We start from the raw sequence: 17,456 nt of genomic DNA, 5'->3' as shown, positions 1-17,456 counted from the left end.
CCGCCCCCACGGCGCTCACGCCCCCTTGGCCATGAGCGCCGTCACCAGCGCCGGCGTCACCAGCTCCACCTGCCACGGCCGCGCGCCGTGTCCGCTCAGCGCCGCTGCCACGGACGCCGCGTCGACCACCGCCGGCGGCTCCCAGCACACTCGCCGCACGGTGTCCGGCGTGATCAGGTTCTCCTGGGGCAGGGCCAGCTCCTCGGCCAGCGCGGACACGCCGGCGCGCGCCGCCGACAGCCGCGCGGCGGCCACCGGGTCCTTGTCGGCCCACGCCCGCGGCGGCGGGGGCCCCGCCACCGGCTGCCCCGGCTGCGGCAGCTGCGCCTCCGGCAGCGCCCTGGCGCGGTCCACCGCGGCCTGCCACTGCTCCAGCTGCCGCCGCCCCATCCGGTGCCCGAACCCGTTCAGCGCGGACAGCGCGTGCACCGTGCCCGGCAGGGCGAGCGCCGCCTCGACGATGGCCGCGTCCGACAGCACCTTGCCCGGCGAGACGTCCCGGCGCTGCGCGATCCGGTCCCGGGTCTGCCACAGCTCGCGCACCACGGCGAGCTGCCGCCGCCGGCGCACCTTGTGCATGCCGGACGTACGGCGCCACGGGTCCTTGCGGGGCTCCGGCGGCGGCGCGGACACGATCGCGTCGAACTCCTGCTGGGCCCACTCCAGCTTGCCCTGCCGGTCCAGCTCCTTCTCCAGCGCGTCCCGCAGGTCGACGAGGAGCTCGACGTCGAGGGCCGCGTACCGCAGCCAGGGCTCGGGGAGCGGGCGGGTGGACCAGTCGACGGCGGAGTGCCCCTTCTCCAGGACGAAGCCGAGCACGCCCTCGACCATGGCGCCCAGACCGACCCGCGGGAAACCGGAGAGCCGCCCGGCCAGCTCGGTGTCGAACAGCCGCGTCGGCACCATGCCTATCTCGCGCAGGCACGGCAGGTCCTGGGTCGCGGCGTGCAGCACCCACTCCACGCCGGACAGCGCCTCGCCGAGCGCCGACAGGTCGGGACAGGCCACGGGGTCGATCAGCGCGCTGCCCGCGCCCTGGCGGCGCAGTTGCACGAGGTACGCGCGCTGTCCGTAGCGGTAGCCGGAGGCGCGCTCGGCGTCGACGGCGACGGGGCCGGATCCGGTGGCGAAGGCGGCGATCACCTCGGCCAGGGCGGCCTCGTCCGCGATCACGGGCGGAATGCCCTCACGCGGCTCCAGCAAAGGGATCGGCGCCTCCGTAGCAGAAGATCCGCCGTCTTCCGGAGGAGCGCCCCCGGTGGTTCGCAGTGAACTGTCTGCTGCGGTTTCTTGGGCGTCGGTCACCTGTCAAGGGTATCCGTGGATGGACCGCGCCCGTCGACGGAACGTTCCGTCGACGGGCGCGGGAGGGTCGTGAACCGGTCAGGTCCGTGCGGGAGAGGGGTGACGGCCGCGTCGGACGCGGGCGGGCGCCGGCGGCTCGACGCCGTTCACGTCAGCGAAGGCCGCGGCGGCGCGGCGGCGGAGCGGCCCGGGGAAGAGGCCGGCGAGGGAGCGGGTGACGGGGGAGTGGCGGCTCGGAGTGCGGGACGGGGGTGAGAAGTGCGGGATACGCAGACCCGGGGTGCGGGGGGAAGGGGTGCGTGCGGGGTGCTGGACGTCGGGTGCGGTGGTCAGTGGATGATGCCGGTGCGCAGGGCGACGGCCACCATCCCGGCGCGGTCGCCGGTGCCGAGCTTGCGGGCGATGCGGGCGAGGTGGCTCTTGACGGTCAGCGCGGACAGGCCCATCGAGACGCCGATCGCCTTGTTGGACTGGCCCTCGGCGACCAGGCGCAGCACCTCGACCTCGCGGCCGGACAGTTCGCGATAGCCACCCGGGTGACTCGGGGCACCCGGGGGGCGGCGGTGCAGGCGGGCGGCGGCCGCGCCGATGGGAGCGGCACCCGGCCGGGTGGGGAGCCCGACGTTGGTACGGGTGCCGGTGACGACGTAGCCCTTCACGCCGCCCGCGAGGGCGTTGCGCACGGCGCCGATGTCGTCGGCGGCGGACAGGGCGAGCCCGTTGGGCCAGCCCGCCGCGCGGGTCTCCGACAGGAGCGTCAGACCGGAACCGTCCGGCAGGTGGACGTCGGCGACGCAGATGTCGCGGGGGTTGCCGATGCGGGGACGAGCCTCGGCGATGGACGAGGCCTCGATCACATCGCGCACACCGAGCGCCCACAGATGGCGGGTGACGGTGGAACGGACGCGGGGATCGGCCACGACCACCATCGCGGTCGGCTTGTTCGGGCGGTAGGCGACCAGGCTTGCGGGCTGCTCAAGAAGAACGGACACCAGGCCTCCTGGGTGCGGGACGGGGTCGGCTCGTGGGGGGTGAAGCCGGGACGAACCGTGCTTTCAAGGTCACAGTCGTCTTCGGCATCGAACCGGTCCGCCTTTAGAGAATGATCACGATCTGGTGAGTAACAATCCGAGCAATTCGGACACGCGAGCGATCATCCGAAGATCGAACGGCTTCGGTTCGATTCGCCTACCGGTCGAAAGTGGCCGTATCGACAAAGAGATCAGGCCGAACGGGTGCATGGGTGTGTGATCACTTGATTTCGTGCCGCGACAGGCCCCGGACAGCCGCCGCGGCGGGGGCCGGGGAGAGGGAGCCCGGACGCCGCAGAAGACCGGGCGACGCAGGTCGGCGCGGCTGCGGGGCAGTGGAGTGCGGGGTCGGTGGGGCTGCGGGACCGCGGATCGGCGGGAAGGGGGACCGGACGCCGCGGCTGACCGGGCCGTCGCGGGTCGGCGATGCTGCGGGATCGCGGGTCGGCGAGGCCGCGGGGACAGCGGGATCGCGGGTCGGCGGGGAGGCGGGGCCGCGGGTGAGGGTGGGTCGGCGGGGAGGCGGGGCAGCGGGCGAGGGCGGGTCAGCGGGCCTGGGGGTCGCGCCGCTGAGGGAGCGTCACCACCGACGCGTCCCCCGGGCCCGCCGGCGGCAGACCCGCGACCTGGGCGAGCAGGTCGCACCAGGAGGCGAGGTGGGCGGCGGTGTCCGGGACGCCGCCGAGGCCCTCACGGGGCGTCCAGGAGGCCCGGATCTCGATCTGCGAGGCGGCGGGGCGGGTGGCCAGCCCGCCGAAGTAGTGCGAACTCGCCCGCGTGACGGTGCCGCTCGGTTCGCCGTACGCCAGACCGCGCGCCTGGAGCGCACCGGTCAGCCAGCTCCAGCACACCTCGGGCAGCAGCGGGTCGGCGGCCATCTCCGGCTCCAGTTCCGCCCGCACCAGCGTCACCAGCCGGAAGGTGCCGCGCCAGGCGTCGTGTCCCGCCGGGTCGTGCAGCAGCACCAGCCGGCCGTCGGCGAGGTCCTGGTCGCCGTCGACGACGGTGGCCTCCAGCGCGTACGCGTGCGGCGCCAGCCGCCGGGGCGCGCGGGTGGGCTCGGCCTCGATCTGCGGCCGCAGCCGTGCGGAGCGCAGCGCCTCGACGGCGGCCCGGAACGGCGGCGGAGCAGTCTCGCCCGTATGCAGGTCCCCCTCCTTCGGGTCGTCCATTCCGCCAGCGCCGTCCGACAGTCGTCCCTGAGCCGCAGCCATGCGGTGCAGATTAAGCGGAATGGGCGCCGGGCGCAGGCTAGACACCCCGTCCGGCGGTACCGGACCGCCGGGGCCGCCCCCCGGAGCCGCCCGGATCCGTCCTGATCCGCCCGGACCGGCCGTACCCCGGACGCCCCGCCGTGCCCCCGCCGCCGCCGTGCGAGACTTTCCCCGTGAGTGCCAACGGAAGCCCCACGGGCCAGCAGCCGACCGCGACGTACGACTCCGCCTTCCTCAAGGCGTGCAGGCGCGAGCCCGTGCCGCACACGCCGGTGTGGTTCATGCGGCAGGCCGGGCGCTCCCTGCCGGAGTACCGGAAGGTACGCGAGGGCGTCCCGATGCTGGAGTCGTGCATGCGGCCCGAGCTGGTCACCGAGATCACCCTGCAACCGGTGCGCCGGCACAACGTGGACGCGGCCATCTACTTCAGCGACATCGTCGTCCCGCTCAAGGCCATCGGCGTCGACCTCGACATCAAGCCCGGCGTCGGCCCGGTCGTCGAGAACCCCATGCGCACCAGGGCCGACCTCGACCGGCTGCGCGACCTGACCCCCGAGGACGTCGCGTACGTCACGGAGGCGATCGGCCTGCTGACCGCCGAACTCGGCGAGACGCCGCTGATCGGTTTCGCGGGCGCCCCGTTCACCCTGGCGAGCTACCTCGTCGAGGGCGGCCCGTCGCGCACGTACGAGAACGCCAAGGCGATGATGTACGGCGACCCGCAGCTCTGGGCCGACCTGCTCGACCGCCTCGCGGACATCACCGCCGCCTTCCTCAAGGTGCAGATCGAGGCGGGCGCGAGCGCGGTGCAGCTGTTCGACTCCTGGGCCGGCGCCCTGGCCCCCGCCGACTACCGGCGCTCCGTCCTGCCCGCCTCCGCGAAGGTGTTCCGCGCGGTCGAGTCCTACGGCGTCCCGCGCATCCACTTCGGCGTCGGCACCGGTGAGCTGCTGGGCCTGATGGGCGAGGCCGGCGCGGACGTGGTCGGCGTCGACTGGCGCGTCCCGCTCGACGAGGCCGCCCGCCGTGTCGGTCCCGGCAAGGCGCTCCAGGGCAACCTCGACCCGACCGTCCTGTTCGCCACCCAGGAGGCCGTGGAGGCCAAGACCCGCGAGGTACTGGACGCTGCGGCGGGCCTGGAGGGCCATGTCTTCAACCTGGGCCACGGCGTGATGCCGTCCACCGACCCGGACGCCCTCACCCGCCTCGTGGAGTACGTCCACACGCGTACCGCCCGCTGACGGTTCACCAGCTCTGCCGGGGCCGCGCCCGCCTGCCGAACAGCAGGCCGCGCGGTTCCGGCGGGGGCGGGGTGCCCGGTTTCAGCGGCCAGGCGAGCAGCATGCCGGCCAGGAAGCCGACGATGTGCGCGGCGTACGCCACGGTGCCCGCGTCGGAGACGCCCTCGCCGGAGGAGTACACCGCCTGGAGCACGAACCACACGCCCAGCACCAGCCAGGCCGGCAGCCTCAGCGGCAGGAAGACCAGGAACGGCACCAGCACCCACACCCTGGCCTTCGGATACAGCACCAGATAGGCGCCCAGCACCCCCGCGATCGCCCCCGAGGCGCCGATCAGCGGCTCGGCGGACCCGGCGTTGAGGAACGCGAAGCCGTACGACGCCGCGTAGCCGCAGGCGCCGTAGAACAGCGCGAAGCGGACGTGCCCCATGCGGTCCTCGATGTTGTTGCCGAAGATCAGCAGGAAGAGCATGTTGCCCAGCAGGTGCAGCCAGCCCCCGTGCAGGAACATCGCCGTCAGCACGCTCAGTTCGGGCGACTTGTCATAGGCCGGCGGGCCCACCACGCAGCCCGGGCCCTGCGGGCCGACCGCGATGTCGCCGGTGGGCACCACACGGGGCATCTGATGGTGGATCAGTTCCTGCGGCACCACCGCGTAGCGGTCCAGGAACGCCTGCAGATGGCACAGCTGCGCCAGGCTGCCGTCCCCCGCCGCCGACCCGGCCAGACCGGGCATGAACAGGAACACGGCGACGTTCACCGCGATCAGCGTGTACGTCACCCAGGGCGTGCGGCGCGCCGGGTTCACGTCATGGACGGGGATCACCACAAGGAAGTAGTGCCCTCGACGGGCCCGCCGAATCGGTGAACGCGCGCACCGCCGCGTCCGTATGTCCCGGCGAGCGGCCGCGGCACGGCGAGACGCGGCGCGGACGACGTGAGGAGTGGGCGATGAACGACGCAGTGACTCCCGTGGTGCAGGCCACCCCCGACGGCGAGGCACGGCTGGCGCTGGTGGTCCACCTGCCCTGGGAGGACCTGGCCCGGCTCGGCCAGGAGGCCGGCCGGCTGGCGGCGCAGTTGCAGCGGCCGGTGACGCTGGACGAGGCGGTGAGCCACCGGTTGCGCTCGGCGCGGGTCGCCGCGCACGCGAGGCCGGGGACGGAGGCGGGTGCCGCGGCGTCGGTGGCGTCCGGGGCGTCGGTGGCGTCACTGCCGAGGGTCAACGGGACGGCCTAGACTGTGCTGTCCGGGCAGGCTGGTGACGCGGGCCGCGGGCCCTTCGAGGCCGCTGCGGCGGACGCGCCTCAGGGGCGCGGGGAACCGCGTGAGCGGCCCGCCCGCGCCCGCCGTCACACAGGCGCCCCCTGCGACGCTCCGCGCACCTTCCCCGCCGCCTTCCGCGCGGCGACCAGCACGGGGTCCCAGACCGGTGAGAACGGCGGGGCGTACCCCAGATCCAGCGCGGTCATCTGCTCCACCGTCAGGCCGGCGGTCAGCGCCACCGCCGCGATGTCCACGCGCTTGCCCGCGCCCTCCCGGCCGACGATCTGCACGCCGAGCAGCCGCCCCGTGCGCTGCTCGGCGAGCATCTTCACCGTCATCGGCGAGGCGCCCGGGTAGTACCCGGCCCGGCTGGTGGACTCGATGGTCACCGTCTCGAACCGCAGCCCCGCCCGCCGCGCGTCCTTCTCCCGCAGCCCGGTGCGGGCGATCTCCAGATCGCACACCTTGCTCACCGCCGTGCCGACCACACCGGGGAAGGTCGCGTACCCGCCGCCGACGTTGGTGCCGATGACCTGCCCGTGCTTGTTGGCGTGCGTGCCGAGCGCGACATGCCGTTCCCGCCCGGCGACCAGGTCGAGGACCTCCACGCAGTCACCGCCGGCCCAGATGTCCTCGTGACCGCGGACCCGCATCGCCAGGTCGGTGAGGAGTCCGCCGCGCTCGCCGAGCGGCAGCCCCGCCGCCCGGGCGAGCGCCGTCTGGGGGCGCACGCCGATGCCGAGCACGACCACGTCCGCGGGGTACTCGGCGGCCTCCGTGGCCACCGCCCGCACCCGCCCGTCGTCCCCGGTGAGGATCTTGGTGACCTCGGCGTCGTTGACCATGGTGATGCCCATGCCCTCCATGGCCTCGCGCACCAGCCGGCCCATGTCCGGGTCGAGCGTGGCCATCGGCTCGGCGCCCCGGTTGACGACCGTCACCCCGTAGCCGCGGTTGATCAGCGCCTCGGCCATCTCGACCCCGATGTAGCCCGCCCCGACGACCACCGCACGCCGCCCCCGCGCGCGGGTGAGGGTGTCGAGGAGTTCCTGTCCGTCGTCCAGGGTCTGCACCCCGTGCACGCCGGGGGCGCCGGCGCCGGGCATGTCCGGGCGGATCGGCCGGGCACCGGTGGCGATCACCAGTTTGTCGTACGACGTCCAGGCCTCGGCCCCCGTGTCGACGTCCCGCGCGCGGACCCGCCCCCGGTCGACGTCGATCTCCACGACCTCCGTGCGCAGCCGCAGGTCGATGCCGCGCGAACGGTGCTCCTCGGGGGTGCGGGCGATCAGCTCGTCGCGGTCGTCGACCTGGCCGCCCACCCAGTACGGGATACCGCACGCGGAGTACGAGGTGAAGTGACCGCGCTCGAAGGCCACGATCTCCAGCTCGTCCGGGCCCTTCAGCCGGCGGGCCTGGGACGCCGCGGACATGCCCGCGGCGTCGCCGCCGACCACGACCAGACGCTCTCTCCCGCCGCTCGTGCCGCTCGCATCGCTCATGCTCATGCGTACACGCTACGGCGGCGGGCCGGGTCAGCCCCGCTCGCCCTGCCCCGGCCCGCCCCGCTGTTCCTCCGGTGCGGGACCGGGCGCCGGCTCCGGTGCCCACCGGGCCGTCGGCAGCGGTCCCGGCCCGCTCGCCGCGGACGCCGCGGCCGGGCGGCGCGCCCCGCGGAGCGGTACGAGACGCGGCCGGACCAGCCGGACCAGGACGAGCAGCGCCGCCAGCGCGGCGAACGGCAGCACCGCCGCCAGGGCGACGGCGATCCAGCGCAGCATCGTCACGAAGGCGTGCCAGCCGCCCGCCAGCGCGTCCGTGAACCCGGGGTCCTCGTCCTTCTCGGCGGACTCCTGCACCGGCCTCTCGGACAGGGCGAGTGTGATGGTGGCCAGGCTCGTGCGGTCCTCCAGGGACGCCTGCCGGGCGAGCAGCGCCTCCAGGTCGGCCTGACGGCTGCTCAGCTCGCCCTCCAGCTCCACCACGTCGCTGAGCCGGGTCGCCCGGTCCATCAGCTCGCGGATCCGGACGACGCTGGCGCGCTGCGTCGCGATCCGGCTCTCCACGTCGACCACCTGGTCGGTGACGTCCGTCGCCTTCGCGGTGCGGTCGAGCAGCCGGCCCGCGCCCTCCAGGTCGGCCAGGACATCGTCGTACGTGTCGACGGGCACCCGCAGCACGACCCGGGTGTACTCGTTGCCGTGCTCGTCCCGGGTGGTGGTCTCGCCGCCCACGAAGCCGCCCGCCGTCTCGGCGCTCGTGCGGGCCTCGTCCAGGGCCTTGGGCACGTCCGTGACCTGCACGGACAGGGAGGCGGTGCGGATGACGCGGCTCGTGGGGAGGCGGGTGGCGCCCGTGTCCCTGCCGTCGCCGCCGGACCGGCCGCCGCCGCCGTCGGCGCCCTCCTGGGCGCGGGACCCCGCGGCGCCCTCGTCCTGGGCGGCGGCCGCGTCGCCCCCGGCGGCCGATCCGGTCTCGGCCGCGCCGCTGCACCCCGACAGGGCGAGGGCCGCGGCGAGGAGGATCCCGGCCAGGGCCGGTACCGGGCGTGGTGCGGAACGTGGTGCGCGCATGCGGGTGAACCCCCCGAGTGGTGACGACGGACGCTTCTACGACGCCGGGGCGGCCCGGCACGTTGGCCCCGTCCGGTTCCGATGCGGTCACGGTCGGGACTCGGCGGGGCCACGGGGCCGCGCGGTGACCGTCAGTGGCGTCTGAGAGGGTGGAGCCATGAACGCAGCACGTACGGACGCCGGGCAGGTCGTCGTCATCGGGGCCGGGATCGCCGGCCTCGCCGCCGCCCACCGGCTGCTGGCGCGCGGCGCCCGGGTGACCGTCCTGGAGGCGTCCGGCCGGGTCGGCGGCAAGCTGCTGCCCGGCGAGATCGCGGGCGTGCGCGTGGACCTGGGCGCCGAGTCGATGCTGGCCCGCCGGCCCGAGGCGGTCGCCCTCGCGCGTGAGGTGGGCCTCGACGGCCGGCTCCAGCCGCCGGCCACCGCGACCGCCGCCCTGTGGACCCGCGGCGCCCTGCGCCCGATGCCCAGGGGCCACGTCATGGGCGTGCCCGGCACCGCGGAGGCGCTCTCCGGAGTGCTGTCCGAGGAGGGCCTGGCACGCGTCGAACGCGACGCCGACCTGCCCCGCACCGAGGTCGGTGACGACGTGGCGGTGGGTGAGTACGTGGCGGCGCGGCTCGGCCGGGAGGTCGTCGACCGGCTCGTGGAGCCGCTGCTGGGCGGGGTGTACGCGGGCGACGCCTACCGCATCTCGATGCGTTCGGCCGTCCCCCAGTTGTTCCGGGCCGCCCGCAGCCACGCCTCGCTCACCGAGGCGGTCCGGGACATCCAGGCCAGGACGCCCGCCGCCGCGCAGACCGGCCCGGTGTTCATGGGCATCGAGGGCGGCGTCGGCAGCCTGCCGCGCGCGGTCGCCGAGTCGGTGACGGCGCGCGGCGCCGAGATCGTCACCGGCGCACGCGTGACGGAGCTGCGCCGCACGGGCCCTGCGGGCTGGCGGGTGGTGGCCGGCGACCGGGTGCTGCACGCCGACGCGGTGATCGTCGCCGTGCCCGCGCCCGCCGCGGCCGAGCTGCTGCGCGCCGAGGTGCCGGCCGCCGCGGCCGAGCTGGCCGCCGTCGAGTACGCGTCGATGGCCCTGGTCACCGTCGCCTGCCGCAGGTCCGAGGCGCGGCTGCCCGAGGGCAGCGGCTTCCTGGTGCCGCCGGTCGACGGACGGACCATCAAGGCGGCCACCTTCGCCTCCCGCAAGTGGGGCTGGATCGCCGCCGACGACCCGGACCTGGTCGTGCTGCGCACCTCCGTCGGGCGGTACGGCGAGACGGAGATCCTCCGCCGCGACGATGCCGACCTGGTGGCCGCCTCCCGGCGCGACCTCGCGGCGGCCACGGGCCTGGACGCCGCGCCCGTCGCCACCCGCGTCACCCGCTGGGACGCCGGCCTGCCGCAGTACCCCGTCGGCCACCACGCGCGCGTGGCCCGCGTCCGCGCGCACGTCGGCGGGCTCCCCGGCCTCGCCGTGTGCGGCGCGGTGTACGACGGGGTGGGCATCCCGGCGTGCGTGGCGAGCGCGTACGCGGCGGTGGACCAGATCCACGGCGACCTCCGGGCCGTGCAGCAGCTCACGGCCCACCCGGTGCAGAGTCTGCACGGCGGAGCGGGAGAATGAGGGACATGAGTGACGACGCCACCACCCCCGCCCCCGACCGGATCCCGAACAAGGGCAAGCTGGCCAAGGACCTCAACGAGGTCATCCGCTACACCCTGTGGTCCGTGTTCCAGCTGAAGGACGTGCTGCCCGAGGACCGCGCGGGCTACGCCGAAGAGGTCCAGGAGCTGTTCGACCAGCTCGCCGCGAAGGACGTCACCGTCCGCGGCACCTACGACCTGTCCGGGCTGCGGGCCGACGCCGACCTGATGATCTGGTGGCACGCCGAGACCAGCGACCAGTTGCAGGAGGCGTACAACCTCTTCCGCCGCACCCGGCTGGGCCGCGCCCTGGAGCCGGTGTGGTCGAACATGGCGCTGCACCGCCCGGCCGAGTTCAACCGCAGCCACATCCCGGCGTTCCTCGCCGACGAGACGCCCCGCGCGTACGTCAGCGTCTACCCCTTCGTGCGCTCCTACGACTGGTACCTGCTGCCGGAGGAGGACCGCCGCCGGATGCTGGCCGACCACGGCAAGATGGCCCGCGGCTACCCGGACGTGCGCGCCAACACGGTCGCCTCCTTCTCCCTCGGCGACTACGAGTGGCTGCTCGCCTTCGAGGCCGACGAGCTGTACCGCATCGTCGACCTCATGCGTCACCTGCGCGGCTCGGAGGCCCGGCTGCACGTCCGCGAGGAGGTGCCGTTCTTCACCGGCCGCCGCAAGTCCGTCGCCGACCTGGTCGCCGGGCTCGCCTGACGCTCCTCGCGGGAGACGGTGCCGGGGCGGTGCGCCCGAGCCGGCGGGGACGGCCGGTCACGGCGACCCCGCGGGGGCGTGACGCGCCTCCCGGCGCCGGACGCGGCGCGCACGCGGCGCCGCGGGCCGGCGGGCGGCCCTGGAGCGGGTACGCGTCCCCGTGGGCGCCGACGCACCGGTTGGCGCCGCCCGCGACGCCGTGCGTGCCGGCGTCCCGTCCGGTCACCAGGACCGAGCCGGAGAGCCGGGTCCGGCGGGACGGTGACCGTGCCGCACTCCACCCCGTCCGGCAGGCCCAGCGCCTCGGCGCACGCGCCGAAGCCGGCACCGGCCGCCGCGGCGCGTGCGGCGGCCACGGTGGTGCCGCGCGGCTCGGCCGCCTCCGCACCGGCGGGTGCGTCGCCGGCCGGCGCGGCGGCGACGGCGGCCGCGCGCAGGGAACCGGCGGCCGTGCACCGGGCGGCAGCTCTCATCGGGTGTCCCTTCGGTGCGCGGCGGCGACAGAAGGGATGTGCCGGACGACGCCCGGTGGAAGGCGGGCACGTGCGGCCGGTGCCGGCCCCGATGCGCCCGTACGCCCCCGGGGAGCCCGTCCAGCCCGTCCAGCCCGCCCAGTTCGCCGAGCCCGTTGAGCACCCCGCCCGTTGCGTCCCGGAGCCCTCGATCCTCCGAGCCCCGGCCCTTGGGCCGGTCGCGTCCGTAGGGCAGGCGCGCCGGTCAGCGGCGCAGCAGTGCCCGGCGGGCCCGCGCCGTCCGCGAGGCCGGGCGCGGCGCCGGGCCGGAACGATCCAGCCACCATCGACGCAACTCCCGCCGCGCACGCCCGTGGTGCGGCCGGCCGTCGTGCAGCAGCCGTTCGGCGAAGTCCAGCGCGTCCCGCCGGTGGCCCCCGGTCATCGGGTGCCGCTGCGCGTACGCCAGGAAGGCGGGCCGGTAGGCGGCGCCCAGGATCCGCGGCAGCTCCGGTGCCACCTTCGCCACCACGTCCGCCCGCTTCCCGGCCAGCGCCCGCGCCTGCACGCCGAGCCGTACCCGGTCGAACCCCTCGGGGACGGGCGTCCCGGCGACCAGGGCGGACAGCAGTGCCACCTGTGCCAGGGCCAGGCGCTGCCGCGCGGGCTCCCGGTCGGGCGCCGCGCAGCCGTCCGCGGCCGGCGCGTCGGCAGGGGAGGGGACGGCAGGGCGGGGGACGGCGGACGCGGGGGAGGCGGGCGCGGAAGAGGCCCCGGACGCGGGCCTGGCCGCCTCCCGGATTCGCCGCCCCTCCTCCACCGCCTCCCGGATGCCCGCCAGCTCCCGCTCCAGCTCCGCAGGTTCCGGGAAGTTCTCGTCCCGTTCCAGCAGCACGCCGGGCGGGGCGACGCGGGAGGCGAGGTCGGTCAGGAGGTCGAGGACCTGCCGGGGGACCGGGTGGGCGTGGCTGTCGTGCCAGACGCCGTCACGTGCGAAGCCGCCCGCGACATGGACGTAGGCGATGGCCTCCAGGGGGAGTCCGGCGAGCGCCTTGGCCGGGTCCTCGCCCTGGTTGACGTGGTTGGTGTGCAGGTTCGCCACGTCGATCAGGAGCCGTACGCCGGTCCGGTCGGCCAGTTCGTACAGGAACTGCCCCTCGGTCATCTCCTCGCCCGGCCAGGAGATGAGCGCGGCGATGTTCTCCACGGCCAGCGGCACCGGCAGCGCGTCCTGCGCGATGCGGACGTTCTCGCACAGCACGTCGAGCGCGTCCCGGGTGCGCGGCACGGGCAGCAGGTGCCCGGCCTCCAGGCGGGGGGACGCCGTGCGCGGCCCGCCCGCCCGGACGAACGCGATGTGCTCGGTGACCAGCGGCGAGCCGAGCGCCTCCGCCCGCCCGGCGAGCGCCGCCAGGCGGGCCGGGCCGGGCCGGTCGGCGCCGCCGAGGCCGAGGGAGACACCGTGCGGGACGACGGTCACGCCGCGCTCGCGCAGCCGCAGCAGCGCGTCGGGGAGGTGACCGGGGCAGACGTTCTCGGCGACGGCCTCGACCCAGTCGACGCCCGGCATGCGCTCCACGGCGTCCGCGATCTCCGGCCGCCATCCGATTCCGGTTCCCAGTCGCTCCATGGCCCCCTCGGCCCCCCTCCGTCTCGTCCGTCCCGCAGCTGGATCCGCTGTGTCGTCTCCTTCGACGGACCGCTGTTCCGGCGTGAGGGGGGTATGGCCCCGCTCCCGGGGCCCGAACCGTGCCGCGTGCGCCTTCAGAGCAACATTTGAGGTTGCGTCACCCGAGGAAGCCCTCCGAGTCGACCGGGTCCGGCCGCTTGGTGTTGACCGTGCCCGGCGCGCCCGGCGAGGGCTCGGAGGTGGTCTGGACGTCCCCGGTCGCCTCGGCGGGCGGCGCCTGCGGCACGAGCTGGCCGGGCACCGGCGCGGGCGGACCGGTCGGGCTGGCGGTGGCGGCGTTGGCGGCCGCGTTCGCGATGGCGTCGAAGTCGACCTTGCCGGTCTTCTCCAGCACGGTGATGTGGTCGAGCACGGTCTGGTTGGCGTCCGAGGCGAGCTGGCGCACGAGCGTGTTGCGGGTGCTGTTCCGGACCGTGCCGATGGCGGGGAAGATCTTGCCGTGCGCGGAGCGCAGCAGGTTGGCGAACTTGTACTCGTACTCCTCGCCGCTCGCCGCGGTCATCTCGTTCAGCCAGCCCTGCTGCTCCTCGGTCGGCTGGTTGGGCAGCTCGACGCCGAGCTGGGCGGCCACGATCCGGACCCGCTTGTCCAGGTCGGTGTGGCCGACGATCAGATGGTCGGCGGCCTCCTTGACCGCCGCGCTGGTGGGGCGCTCCATCGCCTGCTGGCCCGCCGGGAGTTCCCACAGGCCGGCCAGCCGGACCCGCACGATCAGGTCGCGGTCCTGCGCCGTCAGCGGGCCCCACCGGGTGCTGACGGCGCCGGCGGCCAGGTTCGCCTGGCCGGTACCCGAGCGGTCGGCGTAGGACCACACGGGGAAGGCCAGCGCGCCGACGGTGGCGGCGAGCGCCGCGATGATGAGAGCCGTACCGTTGATACGCCGCAAAGATGCCTCCTGGGAGAGACCAACTGGTCGTTGGTGCAGGTGTCGCTTGGCCAGCGCCAGGAGATACGCGAACCGGGCCCGGGATGTTCAATCGCCCCGGGCGGCCGGGACCGTGCGGCGGCTCAGCGCAGCGCCGGATGGTCGGCGACGACGGTGCAGCTGCCGGCGGGGATCTCGGTGAACCCGGCGTCGCGCACCAGCGGCAGGCCGGACGCGGTGAGCCGCCGCCAGCCCGCCGGGTCGGCGGCGCGGACGGCGAGCGGGAACCCGGCGTCGCGCCAGGCGGCGCGCTCCGCGTCCGGCAGCGCCCACCAGGCGAGGTGGGCGCCGTGCCCGGCCTGGGCCATCGCCTTGCCGGCCGACATCGCGACCCCCGGGTTCAGCCAGAGCACCGGCGCGCCCGGGTCGGCCCCGGCCGGCTCCCGCGGGTCGTCGAGGTCGGTGCCGGAGACCTGCAACCGCGCCAGCTCCTTGGGCCACCCGTCCAGCGGCACGGGCGGGAACACCCGCACCTGCGCCGACTTCCCGGTCACCGCGATGCCGGGCAGGGCCTCGGCCCGCCGCCACTCGGCCCCGCGGGCCCGCCGCACCACCTTCCGGATCCGCGCGTCCTGCCAGTCCCGCACGGCCCGGGCCCACGGGCCGTCGTCCAGCGACCGCTCGTCGCTGAGCAGGACCAGCACGGCGCGGGCGGCGGTCTCCAGGGCGTCGGTGCGGGCGGGCGGGTCCCCCCGCTCGATGCGTACCACCAGCGGCAGCACGAACTGCGGGGCGGCAGCACGGGCGCCGGGGCCGGACTCCTGGTGCGCGGGCGTCTCGTCGTTCACGCCACCCAGTCTGCCGACCCCGGGAGACCGCCCGACCGGCGCCTCCGGCTCGCGCTACCCCGAACAGGCCGTCCGCTGCGCCTCCAGCCACTCGCACTCGGGGCACATCGTGATCCCCTTGTACGACTCCGGGTACTCCGTCGGCCTGCGGCACAGCACGCACTCCGCGTACGGCGGCCCGTCCGCCCGGGGCGGCCTGCTCGCGTCGATCAGGCAGTAGTCGTCACCGTCGCTCATGCCTCCAGCGTAGGCCGGTCAGGACGGCCCGCCGGCGGAGGAGGCCCCGATCAGCTCGGACACCTTGACGAACCGGTACCCCTGCCGCCGCAGCTCCGGCACGATCGTGCGGACCGCCCGCTCGGTGGCCGGCGCCGCGCTGCGCGTGCAGTGCAGCACGACGACCGACCCCGGCCGCACCCCCTCCAGCACCTGCCGGGCCACCGCGTCCGCGTCCGTCGCGAACGCGTCGCCGCCCACCACGTCCCACTGCACCGCCGTCACGCCGGTGGCGCTCAGCGCGCGCAGGGCACGCCGGTCGTAGCAGCCGCCGGGGAAGCGGAAGTACGGCTTCGCGTCCGGCACGCCCGCCCGGCGGAAGGCCGTGTACGCCCGCTCCACCTCCGCCCGCATCCGGTCCTCGCCGAGTGTCGGCAGGCCGTAGCAGTCGGCGGTGAAGCCGTAGTGGCTGTAGGAGTGGTTGGCGACCTCGAAGAGCGGGTCCCGGCCGATGCCGCGGGCCTGGATCGGGTACTCCTCCGCCCAGCGGCCGGTCATGAACACGGTCGCCGGCACCTTCAGCGCCCGCAGCGTGGCGATCAGCCGCGGGTTGTCGAAGCGCTCGCCCTCGGCGGCCCGCGGCCCCTGGTCGGCGGTCATGTCGGCGTCGAAGGTCAGCGCGACGGTCCTGCCCCCGGTCCGCGGGCCGCTGGTGAACACCGGGGTGAGGCCCGCGGGCCCGGGGGCGAGGGTGGGGGGCGCCGAGGGCGAGGGGGCGGGCGTCGACGGGACCGCCGTACGGCCGCCCCGGGACGCCTGCTCGATGCCGCAGGCGGCGAGGGCGGCGCTCAGGACGCAGACGGTGATGACTCTTCGCGCATAAGCGATCACCGTATGAAAATATGACGTTCAGCCTGGCGTCGGGCTCGACACCACGGCCGGGTCACCCGGCCGGCGGCCTCCGCCACTCCGGCGGGCCCGGCAGGCCCTTCTCGCCGGGGACCAGGGGCCGTAGCCGGTGTGGCCGAGGTGCTGGGGGTGACGGTGCCGGCGAAGAGCTCGGACAGGGCGCCGGAGGACGCGATGCCCTCACCCGGGGAGCCGCCCCGGACGCGGGAATGACGACACGTCACGGACGCGGGGAGACCTCCCCGCCGGCGAGACAGGACAGTGACCCCGCCGTGCCCGTCAGCCGCAGGCGGTCACCCCGACCACGCGCGCAGCACCCGTCACGGAGTGCCGGAACCGCCTCGGGCGGCCTGCGTGCGGCCCGCGTGCGGCTCCTGGGCGTGGCCCGGAGCGCCGTCCGCCCGTCGGGTGGGGCTCGCGGTCTCGTCGGGCCGCCGGGCCACCTCCGGGGCCGGACCCGGCTCGCGCGGGTGACCTGCCGGGTGGTCCGCTGCGTGACCCGGGGTGTGGGCCCCCGCGCGGTCGGAGGCGTGGGCCGGGGGGTGGTCCGGACCCTCGGGAGGGGCCTGGGGGTGGTGGTCCTGGGGGTGGCCCTGCGGGTGGCTCCGCGGTTGGCCCTGCGGGTGGTCCGTCGGCAGGGGCGCCCGCTCCAGGAAGCGCAGCAGCTCCACCGGGAAGGGGAGCACCAGCGTCGAGTTCTTCTCGGCGGCGACCGCCACCACCGTCTGGAGCAGCCGCAACTGCAACGCGGCGGGGGTGTCCGCCATCTGCTGGGCCGCCTCGGCGAGCTTCCGCGACGCCTGGAGCTCGGCGTCGGCGTTGATCACGCGGGCCCGGCGCTCGCGGTCGGCCTCGGCCTGGCGGGCCATCGAGCGCTTCATCGTCTCCGGCAGCGACACGTCCTTGATCTCGACCCGGTCGACCTGCACGCCCCAGCCGACGGCCGGGCTGTCGATCATCAGCTCCAGGCCCTGGTTGAGCTTCTCGCGGTTGGACAGCAGATCGTCCAGCTCGCTTTTGCCGATGATCGAGCGCAGCGAGGTCTGGGCCATCTGGGAGACCGCGAACTTGTAGTCCTCGACCTTGATCAGCGCGCTCGACGCGTCGACCACCTTGAAGTACACGACGGCGTCCACGCGCACGGTGACGTTGTCCCGGGTGATGCCCTCCTGGGCCGGCACCGGCATGGTGACGATCTGCATGTTGACCTTGTGCAGCCGGTCCACGATCGGAACGATCAGCGTGAACCCGGGCGGCCGCACCGCGCCCCGGAGCCGGCCGAGACGCAGCACCACACCGCGTTCGTACTGCTTGACGACCCGGGCCGCCGCGGCGAGGTACACCGCGCCCACGGAACCGGCCGTGGCGGCCGCCACCAGGAGTTCGTCGAACATCACGACCCCCTCGCCAGAGGTCCGTATGCCTGCTCCTGTCACGATATGCCCGGTGTCCGGTCCGGGGCCATGCGGAAGTCGGATCGTAGCCATGTCGTTCTGT

Annotated in this window: 17 protein-coding genes; 4 read left to right on the top strand and 13 right to left on the bottom strand. The window is 75.2% G+C overall.

Going from position 1 to position 17,456, the window contains the following annotated elements:
* Positions 1-15 precede the first annotated feature (15 nt).
* The 3 genes from ACFF45_RS28045 to ACFF45_RS28035 all read right to left on the bottom strand — a co-directional run bounded on the left by ACFF45_RS28045 (position 16) and on the right by ACFF45_RS28035 (position 3,508).
* Positions 16-1,305, bottom strand: a complete 1,290-nt coding sequence (locus ACFF45_RS28045) for a ribonuclease D (RefSeq protein WP_381349393.1) — start codon at positions 1,303-1,305, stop codon at positions 16-18.
* A 329-nt stretch (positions 1,306-1,634) separates the two neighbouring features.
* Complete coding sequence (locus ACFF45_RS28040) at positions 1,635-2,297, bottom strand: response regulator transcription factor (RefSeq protein WP_003993737.1); 663 nt, start codon at positions 2,295-2,297, stop codon at positions 1,635-1,637.
* Between the two features lie 584 nt (positions 2,298-2,881).
* The gene (locus tag ACFF45_RS28035; RefSeq protein ID WP_381349410.1) at positions 2,882-3,508 is read right to left on the bottom strand and encodes a DUF3000 domain-containing protein; all 627 of its coding nucleotides are present in this window, start codon (positions 3,506-3,508) and stop codon (positions 2,882-2,884) included.
* Between the two features lie 215 nt (positions 3,509-3,723).
* On the opposite strand from ACFF45_RS28035, the gene hemE reads away from it, so the two are divergent.
* On the top strand, positions 3,724-4,791 hold the full coding sequence (hemE, locus tag ACFF45_RS28030; RefSeq protein ID WP_381349391.1) for a uroporphyrinogen decarboxylase: 1,068 nt from the start codon (positions 3,724-3,726) through the stop codon (positions 4,789-4,791).
* Between the two features lie 4 nt (positions 4,792-4,795).
* On the opposite strand, the gene ACFF45_RS28025 is transcribed toward hemE, so the two are convergent.
* A complete protein-coding gene (locus ACFF45_RS28025) occupies positions 4,796-5,620 on the bottom strand; it encodes a rhomboid family intramembrane serine protease (RefSeq protein ID WP_381349390.1) in 825 nt (274 codons plus the stop codon).
* Between the two features lie 122 nt (positions 5,621-5,742).
* On the opposite strand from ACFF45_RS28025, the gene ACFF45_RS28020 reads away from it, so the two are divergent.
* Positions 5,743-6,030: a hypothetical protein gene (locus tag ACFF45_RS28020; RefSeq protein ID WP_381349389.1), complete on the top strand. Its 288-nt coding sequence runs from the start codon at positions 5,743-5,745 to the stop codon at positions 6,028-6,030.
* Positions 6,031-6,143: 113 nt separating this feature from the next.
* Here ACFF45_RS28020 and ACFF45_RS28015 read toward each other — a convergent pair whose 3' ends face one another.
* Positions 6,144-7,565 carry an FAD-dependent oxidoreductase gene (locus ACFF45_RS28015; protein WP_381349387.1) on the bottom strand — a complete coding sequence of 474 codons (1,422 nt, stop codon included), beginning with the start codon at positions 7,563-7,565 and terminating at the stop codon, positions 6,144-6,146.
* Positions 7,566-7,592: 27 nt separating this feature from the next.
* Positions 7,593-8,630, bottom strand: coding sequence for a DUF4349 domain-containing protein (locus tag ACFF45_RS28010; RefSeq protein ID WP_381349385.1), 1,038 nt, complete (start codon positions 8,628-8,630; stop codon positions 7,593-7,595).
* Between the two features lie 157 nt (positions 8,631-8,787).
* Between ACFF45_RS28010 and hemG the strand changes: the two genes are divergently transcribed.
* Together hemG and hemQ are read left to right on the top strand one after the other, a co-directional pair.
* A complete protein-coding gene (gene hemG, locus ACFF45_RS28005; RefSeq protein WP_381349383.1) occupies positions 8,788-10,242 on the top strand; it encodes a protoporphyrinogen oxidase in 1,455 nt (484 codons plus the stop codon).
* A gap of 5 nt (positions 10,243-10,247) precedes the next feature.
* A complete protein-coding gene (gene hemQ, locus ACFF45_RS28000; protein WP_381349382.1) occupies positions 10,248-10,979 on the top strand; it encodes a hydrogen peroxide-dependent heme synthase in 732 nt (243 codons plus the stop codon).
* On the opposite strand, the gene ACFF45_RS27995 is transcribed toward hemQ, so the two are convergent.
* The 7 genes from ACFF45_RS27995 to ACFF45_RS27965 all read right to left on the bottom strand — a co-directional run bounded on the left by ACFF45_RS27995 (position 10,930) and on the right by ACFF45_RS27965 (position 17,353).
* Entirely contained in the window at positions 10,930-11,205 is a 276-nt protein-coding gene (locus ACFF45_RS27995) for a hypothetical protein (protein ID WP_381349381.1), read from the bottom strand. The two genes, hemQ and ACFF45_RS27995, sit on opposite strands and share 50 nt — an antisense overlap.
* Before the next feature lie 491 nt (positions 11,206-11,696).
* Complete coding sequence (locus tag ACFF45_RS27990; protein WP_381349380.1) at positions 11,697-13,061, bottom strand: MbnB/TglH/ChrH family RiPP precursor modification enzyme; 1,365 nt, start codon at positions 13,059-13,061, stop codon at positions 11,697-11,699.
* Between the two features lie 157 nt (positions 13,062-13,218).
* On the bottom strand, positions 13,219-14,007 hold the full coding sequence (locus ACFF45_RS27985) for a DUF4142 domain-containing protein (protein ID WP_381349379.1): 789 nt from the start codon (positions 14,005-14,007) through the stop codon (positions 13,219-13,221).
* A gap of 122 nt (positions 14,008-14,129) precedes the next feature.
* A complete protein-coding gene (locus tag ACFF45_RS27980; protein WP_381349377.1) occupies positions 14,130-14,834 on the bottom strand; it encodes a peptidyl-tRNA hydrolase in 705 nt (234 codons plus the stop codon).
* A 54-nt stretch (positions 14,835-14,888) separates the two neighbouring features.
* Positions 14,889-15,071 carry a hypothetical protein gene (locus tag ACFF45_RS27975; RefSeq protein WP_381349376.1) on the bottom strand — a complete coding sequence of 61 codons (183 nt, stop codon included), beginning with the start codon at positions 15,069-15,071 and terminating at the stop codon, positions 14,889-14,891.
* 18 nt (positions 15,072-15,089) lie between these two features.
* A complete protein-coding gene (locus ACFF45_RS27970) occupies positions 15,090-15,941 on the bottom strand; it encodes a polysaccharide deacetylase family protein (protein ID WP_381349375.1) in 852 nt (283 codons plus the stop codon).
* A 338-nt stretch (positions 15,942-16,279) separates the two neighbouring features.
* Positions 16,280-17,353, bottom strand: coding sequence for a slipin family protein (locus ACFF45_RS27965; protein WP_381349374.1), 1,074 nt, complete (start codon positions 17,351-17,353; stop codon positions 16,280-16,282).
* Positions 17,354-17,456: the final 103 nt, after the last annotated feature.

It is taken from the genome of Streptomyces cinereospinus (assembly GCF_042430725.1).
In the GTDB taxonomy this organism is placed as follows: Bacteria; Actinomycetota; Actinomycetes; order Streptomycetales; family Streptomycetaceae; genus Streptomyces; species Streptomyces cinereospinus.
This window is presented reverse-complemented; position numbering and strand designations above follow the sequence as displayed.